4 protein-coding genes and 2 pseudogenes are annotated in these 3,889 nt (G+C 49.0%); 5 read left to right on the plus strand and 1 reads right to left on the minus strand.

The genetic code is table 11. The features are described 5' to 3' along the window. Positions 1 to 22 precede the first annotated feature (22 nt). From tssJ to FDX01_RS00025, 5 genes and pseudogenes are all read left to right on the plus strand, one after another. Positions 23 to 352, plus strand: a pseudogene (tssJ, locus tag FDX01_RS00005) (type VI secretion system lipoprotein TssJ); the annotation flags it as partial. After that, the gene (gene tssE / locus FDX01_RS00010) at positions 352 to 795 is read left to right on the plus strand and encodes a type VI secretion system baseplate subunit TssE (protein WP_137362186.1); all 444 of its coding nucleotides are present in this window, start codon (positions 352 to 354) and stop codon (positions 793 to 795) included. The pseudogene tssJ and the gene tssE, both read left to right, overlap by 1 nt. A 1-nt stretch (position 796) precedes the next feature. Beyond that, positions 797 to 2,167 (plus strand): VasL domain-containing protein, encoded by a 1,371-nt coding sequence (locus tag FDX01_RS00015; RefSeq protein WP_137399014.1) that lies wholly within the window; start codon positions 797 to 799, stop codon positions 2,165 to 2,167. Positions 2,168 to 2,491: 324 nt separating this feature from the next. Next, on the plus strand, positions 2,492 to 2,785 hold the full coding sequence (locus tag FDX01_RS00020; protein ID WP_137399015.1) for a DUF1778 domain-containing protein: 294 nt from the start codon (positions 2,492 to 2,494) through the stop codon (positions 2,783 to 2,785). Beyond that, complete coding sequence (locus tag FDX01_RS00025; RefSeq protein ID WP_137399016.1) at positions 2,782 to 3,273, plus strand: GNAT family N-acetyltransferase; 492 nt, start codon at positions 2,782 to 2,784, stop codon at positions 3,271 to 3,273. The genes FDX01_RS00020 and FDX01_RS00025 overlap by 4 nt, the downstream gene beginning before the upstream one ends. A gap of 137 nt (positions 3,274 to 3,410) precedes the next feature. Here FDX01_RS00025 and FDX01_RS00030 read toward each other — a convergent pair. Then, a pseudogene (locus FDX01_RS00030) lies at positions 3,411 to 3,889 on the minus strand (DDE-type integrase/transposase/recombinase); the annotation flags it as partial.

Raw genomic sequence — 3,889 nt, forward strand, 5'->3', positions numbered from 1 at the left:
TACACTAAATCAGTAAGTTGGCAGCATCACCCGTATTTATCAACTAAAGGATCGTAAGGCATTTGATTCTGCAAATTATCAGTCATTATTTGCAGAGGATAGCACTGTGGTGAAAGCAGATTTAGTGGCACAAAAAGATATCAGAGTCCGTCCGGGGGAAAGCGTTACGCTCGATATTCCATTAGAAACAGAAGCACAATATATCGCTGTAGCAGGCATGTTTATTTCTCCCGAACAATCTGAAGATTCATGGCGAGTAGTATTAAGCCGTGAGGACCTTGATCCTGATAAGGCACGGATTATTGAATTGAAAACTCAGGGACTGGCGCTCATGCCACTGGAGGACGAATAATGGTCAGACAACCTTCTCTGTATGACATTTTACTCGGGAATTTCGAGGGGGGGCTGCCTTTGCAGGCGGTCAGCGAAAACACACAGGTCATTCTGTCTGTTCTGGACAATATGCAACGCATTCTGAACACTCGCGCTGGCAGCCTCAAGCATCTCCCCGACTACGGCCTGCCAGATATGACGAAGATCCTCCAGGGTATGCCGGGGACAGCCCACCAACTTATCGGCACGCTTTCTCAGGTATTGCTGAAGTATGAGCCACGACTCAAAGGTATTCAGGTCACGATGCAGGAACAGGAAGCGCCGGGGCATTTACGTTATTCCATCGATGCTGAACTTCATGATCTTGGCGTTGTTCGCTATGGCACAGATTTTACCCCTGAGGGGCGGGTACTGATTCGTCACTTAAAAAGGCAGGGTTGGCTTGATTCTGGAGTTTATTAACATGGATAAAAACCGAATCAGTACGGGCAGCGATCCGCGTACTTTCGCAGAGTATGGGTTGCTGCGGGATGAAATCAACAAGCTGACGCACCCTGCGCGTCCGGATGTTGACTGGCAAAAGGTTGAGCAGTTAAGCCTGGCGTTGTTCCGTAACAATGGGATCGAACTACAAACCCTTGCCTGGTATACCGTCGCCAGAATACGTAATACGGATCTTATAGGGCTTGCTGAAGGTTGCGAACTCCTTGAAGCTTTACTCACGTATCACTGGACTACAATATGGCCGCAACAAACCCATGCGCGCATTGACATACTGGCCTGGCTGTCGACCCGACTACAGCAAGAATTGCGTACATTGACGCTGTCATATGCTGATCTCGCGACGGTGTATCGGGTTGAAAAAAGTTTGAAACAGGCCTGTGAAGTATTGCAACGCCTTGAATTGAAGGCGCTAAGCAAACTGGAAACCGTTGTTGCCTGGATGCACAATGCGGCTTTGCGACTGGAGACGTCTGAAGCAGAGTCGGGAGCCGCAGTCGTGATGGCATCCGCACCTGCCTCTGGCGAGCATAAAGAAATGCGCGCTGTTACGGTAAATAATATCTCGACTTCCTTACCTCAACTGGTATTTGTGGTCAATGAAACTGCACCATCCGAGCAAGTGAATACCGCAGGTTTTACCACTCATGTTTCTTCCGGGCGCCGACAGATGTTGCAGGGTTTTGCGACTGGCGTGCTGTTCGCCGCTGTGGTGAGTGTTGGTATTGTTTGGGGGATCAACGCTATGCAGGCTTCGCAGTATGACGTGGTGCAACCGTTACCGATGTCACTGACGCCTGCACAGTTGTCGGTCTTGAAGCAATCTTCAGACCTGGATGAGAAAAAACAGAATGTTTTGGCTTCTACGCAGAAGCAGCTCGATGTTTTACATCACCAGCAACCTTTGTGGTCAAGGGAATATGCCTCAGCGATCGCGCAGCAGGCAGCTACTCTGTGGCCAGAAGAAGCACAGGCTGCTGAGCTCGTCAGCGGATTATATAAACAGTGGGCTACCGAAGCGTTGCCGGATGGCGCATTACAGAACTGGCATCATGCACAGCTGGGGCTGGAGACGTTAACTGCCCAGCTAAATGCGCTTGATGAGCGTAAGGGGAAATATTTAACCGGTTCGGAATTGAAGTCCGCGATTTTTGCTATTCGCCGTCAACTGGATGAAACGCCGCCGCCAGAAGAATTACTGCGTAAAATGGACGTAGAATTGAAAACACAAGGGAGTATATCGCCAGCTTTATATCAGCAGCTTGATATGCGCCTGAATCAGCTTCTCAATCGTTATGCGTTGTTGAAACAAAGCATTAAACGGAGCGAATAATCACACGACGTTTAATGAATAGCCTGTAGTCCCAGAAAGCAAAAAACTAGCCCGTAGGCTGGTTTTTCTAAATAGTGGTGCCCGGACTCGGGAACATTCAATTACTTACCAATTTGATTTCTATCAAAAACTCTTTTGCTACTTATTGTCAAGACCCAGAGGTTGACCCTCATTTCTTCTTGTAAATCATAATGGTGGATTAAAATAAGTAGAAAAATTTTTGGTTCGATACTCCGGTTCGATTCCTTCTAAATTTACCGTAATGACATCTGCGTTACGCATGTTGTATACTTAATATCCACAGAAACACAAGAGGACAACACCATGCCAGCCACAAACAGTATGGCGATGAAACGCGAAACCCTGAACCTGCGCATTAAACCTGCCGAGCGCGATCTTATCGATCGGGCGGCGAAAGCCAGAGGCAAAAACCGGACTGATTTTGTACTGGAAGCTGCACGTGCCGCTGCCGAAGAAACGCTGATTGAGCAACGTATCATTATGGCCGATCCTGAGGCGTATCAGGCGTTTCTCACTCGTCTGGATCAGGCACCTGCGCCCAATGCTGCGTTGCGTAAAACCATGCAGACCTCTGCTCCGTGGGAGCAGGAAAAATGATCTCCGCCCCCGAACCCCTCCACGCCGCACATAACCTGACTTCATTTTGCTGTGGCGTGGACTCTATGGATAACTGGCTGCAACAACGGGCGATGAAAAATCAGGTCACTGGCGCATCCCGTACTTTTGTTTGCTGCAACAGTGATTCGAAGGTACTGGCTTATTACTCGCTGGCCTCCAGTGCCGTGACGACAAATAACGCCCCCGGTCGCTTCCGTCGCAACATGCCCGACCCGATCCCGGTTGTCGTGCTGGGCCGTCTGGCAGTGGATCAATCACTGCACGGTCAGGGTATTGGTCGGGCGTTGATACGCGATGCCGGGCTGCGGGTAATTCAGGTGGCGGAAACGATCGGCATTCGCGGGATGTTGGTTCATGCCCTGTCGGATGAAGCGCGGGAATTTTACCTGCGGGTGGGGTTTGAGCCGTCGCCGATGGATCCAATGATGCTGATGGTAACGTTGGGGGATTTGGTGGAGAGTATTTAGCAAATATACTTCTACCATTCTGCATTAAATTCTGTGCTTAGATAAAATTACTCGGGGAATAGAAATACTGTATCTGGTTGATGAAATACTGGGATATTTGAATCATTGTGAGCGCACAACATCAGTACTTTTCCGGTATATTCTGGCCCGTTATCGCATCGTATTGCTACCGGTTTACCTTTCCATTCAATGAGTTGTTCGAGAGCCCTCACCACACGACTTGCTGGCAGGGAAAAATCCACTTCAATAGCCGGTGCTTCACGATTAAAGTCATCGATGACATTCAGTAAACGGATAGAGCGACCATCTGATAGCTGATCATGCATGAAGTCCATCGACCAGCATTCGTTGCGGCTTTCTGGCACCCTCAGCGGTTCAGGTTTATCCCGTTTCAGTCTTTTTTTCGGCTTTATTCGCATGTTCAGCGATAGTTCGCAGTAAATTCGGTACACCCTTTTGTGGTCGAAGCGGAAGCCTTTTACGTTGCGCAGGTACAAAAAGCACAGGCCAAACCCCCAGTTACGCTGGCTGCCAGTGATGCGGAGCAGCCAGTCAGCAATGACCTCATTTTCCTCATTCAGTTGAGGCTGATAGCGATAGCAACTTTCGCTGACAA

It is taken from the genome of Citrobacter sp. wls613 (genome assembly GCF_005281195.1).
Taxonomy (GTDB): domain Bacteria; phylum Pseudomonadota; class Gammaproteobacteria; order Enterobacterales; family Enterobacteriaceae; genus Citrobacter; species Citrobacter gillenii.

What these genes read in the sequence shown, in the direction of transcription:
- tssE (WP_137362186.1), top strand. Translation starts at nt 352, where the DNA reads ATGGTCAGACAACCTTCTCTGTATGACATTTTACTCGGGAATTTCGAG.
- FDX01_RS00020 (WP_137399015.1), top strand. Translation starts at nt 2,492, where the DNA reads ATGCCAGCCACAAACAGTATGGCGATGAAACGCGAAACCCTGAACCTG.
- FDX01_RS00025 (WP_137399016.1), top strand. Translation starts at nt 2,782, where the DNA reads ATGATCTCCGCCCCCGAACCCCTCCACGCCGCACATAACCTGACTTCA.
- FDX01_RS00015 (WP_137399014.1), top strand. Translation starts at nt 797, where the DNA reads ATGGATAAAAACCGAATCAGTACGGGCAGCGATCCGCGTACTTTCGCA.